This window comes from Flavobacterium sp., from assembly GCF_043773265.1.
GTDB lineage: Bacteria > Bacteroidota > Bacteroidia > Flavobacteriales > Flavobacteriaceae > Flavobacterium.
The window spans coordinates 1-2503 of sequence record NZ_JAYVFH010000301.1 but is presented as its reverse complement, the minus strand read 5'-3'; the positions used below and the strand labels follow the sequence as shown (position 1 = coordinate 2503).

The 2503-nt window shown below is 28.4% G+C and carries 5 protein-coding genes; all 5 read right to left on the bottom strand.

Annotation, left to right across the window (positions count from 1 at the left end; genetic code table 11):
- On the bottom strand, nt 1–505 hold a 505-nt coding region (locus ACH2BO_RS15575), incomplete at its 3' end, for a DUF2279 domain-containing protein (RefSeq protein ID WP_395045650.1).
- A 12-nt stretch (nt 506–517) separates the two neighbouring features.
- Complete coding sequence (locus ACH2BO_RS15570) at nt 518–841, bottom strand: type II toxin-antitoxin system RelE/ParE family toxin (protein ID WP_395045649.1); 324 nt, start codon at nt 839–841, stop codon at nt 518–520.
- On the bottom strand, nt 832–1038 hold the full coding sequence (locus tag ACH2BO_RS15565; protein WP_395045648.1) for a hypothetical protein: 207 nt from the start codon (nt 1036–1038) through the stop codon (nt 832–834). Before ACH2BO_RS15565 ends, ACH2BO_RS15570 begins: the two co-directional genes overlap by 10 nt.
- 61 nt (nt 1039–1099) lie before the next feature.
- A complete protein-coding gene (gene mltG / locus ACH2BO_RS15560) occupies nt 1100–2134 on the bottom strand; it encodes an endolytic transglycosylase MltG (RefSeq protein ID WP_395045647.1) in 1035 nt (344 codons plus the stop codon).
- Between the two features lie 12 nt (nt 2135–2146).
- The coding region (locus ACH2BO_RS15555) for a GNAT family N-acetyltransferase (RefSeq protein ID WP_395045646.1) at nt 2147–2503 on the bottom strand (357 nt) is incomplete at its 5' end.

The following is a 2503-nucleotide window of genomic DNA, read 5'->3' as shown; positions in this document are numbered from 1 at the left end:
GTACAACTCTTTGTTCGTTCCAAAGTAATTCTTGTGAGACGAATAATGCTGTTCCGCCAGCATTTGCAGCTACATCGCCAAGAGAAAATCCCCATTCTGATGAAAATCCGTCAAAAATTTCTACGGTTGTTAAAAATGCAAATCCTAAAGTTGCACCATAAAGTAACTGACTTTTTTTATTTGCTCCAGACCATTTTAAAGCATTTGTTCCAAAACTTCCTAAATGATACGATGAAAAAATGTGTCCCATTTTATCCATTTGCAACCATTGACTGTTGTCATTTATTGTTTGAAAATTGGATTTTGGATAATCTGCATACCAAAGTTGGTTTAGACCAATTAATGCAGTTGCTCCAATTACAGTTTCAGAAATTACAATGATTTTTACTCTTGGTTTATTTAAAGTATCTGATGGTTTTAAAAAAGAATTTAATGCTGATTGTGAAAATCCTGAGATTGGATTTAAAATTGTAAACAAAAACAATACTTTAAAATATTTAGACATTTTATTGAATAGTTATTTGTTCTTATTTGGATTTTGTCTTGTATCGAAAATTCTATTAACGTAAATTTTATTAGTTCCTTCTCTATAAGTTATCTTATAATGACCTTCAATTAGTTTTCTATAACTTCGCTTTAAATGAGTAAATTCTTCATCAACACTTCCAATTTTAGTAAAATCATAAACTGGATTTTCTAAAATTTCAATAGTAGTTAGAATTGAGTTAATGATTTGTGAAGCTAAAGCTACGTTATATAGTTGTGAGTTAAATTTATAAGTTTTTTTTAAATCTTTAACTGCTCTAGAAGTTAAAAAAGTTGGTTTAATAACTATTTCCAATTTTTAACCATCGCTTTCACATCTGATAAACTGTGAATATTGCCTTCTTTAATATCCTTTTCAGATTCTTCAATCATTTTAGAGTTTTCAGATTTTTGTATATACTCTTTAGCTATTTTGTAAAAATTCTTAACAAAATTGGCATCACTATTATCTATAATTTGATGAAGTTCTTTTTTTAATTCAATTGTACTCATAACATTTGAAATTTATTTAAACAAATATAAAACTATTTTAAATGTAAAATAAAAATAGTTTTTACCTTTTAGTTCCTTGCTCATTCAACCACTTACTATATTTTGCTGCATTTAATTGATGTTGTGCATAAGTTGAAGCAAACTCATGATAACCAAAACGTTCTATGCTTGCGCAGAAATAAATATAATCATTATTGTCTGGAGATAAAACAGCGTCTATTGCAGAAATATCTGGCATTGCAATTGGTCCTGGAGGCAAACCAATATTTACATACGTATTGTATGGCGAAGCAATTAATAAATCATCATACAAAACTCGTTTTATAACTTGGTCAAAATTATTGTCGCGCAATTTTAAAGAATATATAACTGTTGGATCTGCCTGTAATGGCATTCCTTGTTCTAATCTGTTAAGATAAACCTTTGCAACTTTTGGACGTTCGTCTGCTTTTACAGTTTCTTTATGAACAATTGATGCCAAAGTAATTACCTCAACTGGTGTCATATTTAATTGTTTGGCTTTTATTAATCGTTCTTTTGTCCAGAATTTCTTGTATTCTGAAAGCATTTTATCTCTAAATTTCTCTGCAGAAACATTCCAATAAAATTCATAGGAATTTGGAATAAATATAGAAAACACATTGTCTTTATTGAACTGATTTTCTTTTAAAAATGTAGCATCAGTAAAAGCTGCAATTAATTTAGTTGTATCTGGTTCTATTTGAGAACTTACTCTTGCACAAAGATTTTGCAATCGTTCTTGATTGTTAAATGCTAAATTTACTGGAACATTTTTTCTTAAAGTTGCTACAAGAGCAAAATTTCCCATTCCTTTTTTTATTAAAAATCTTCCAGATTTTACGTTTTTATCATACTTGCGAAGCGATGCCATTAACTCAAATTCGCCAATATTTTCTATAAATGGCGAGATTATTTTTTTTGCCTCTTCATAATTAGAATTGGTTGGAATGGTTACATAAACTTCTTCTTTATTTAAATTGGTGTTACTGGCAAAAAACTTAAAATAAATAACAGTTGATGCAATTAAAAAAAGTGCAAATCCAATGCCTAATAGGAGTTTTATTTTCTTATTCAAGGTAAAAATAATTTAATGTTGATGATTGATTAACTGAAAAATGGCTTCGTCTTGGTATTTATTGTCTATTAAATTCCAATCTTTTTTTATGCCTATTTTTTCAAAACCAAATGTAGTAAAAAGCTTTAAACTTGCCTCGTTATTGGTTCCAATATTTGCAAAAAGTTGACGTAATTGTAATTTATTAAAACTATAATTTATTAATAATTGCAATGACTCCTTGCCTATTCCGGTATTTCTATTGGTTTCGTTGTGAATTACAATTCCTATTCCTGCACGATTGTTTCTTGCATCAAAGTCAAATAAATCTATTAATCCGATTGCTTTGTTAGAGTTGTTTTTACAAATTGCTAGTCGTAACTGCTTGGC

Bases quoted from the DNA above. Each gene is read 5' to 3' on its own strand.
- ACH2BO_RS15565 (WP_395045648.1), bottom strand. From the start codon at position 1,038: ATGAGTACAATTGAATTAAAAAAAGAACTTCATCAAATTATAGATAAT.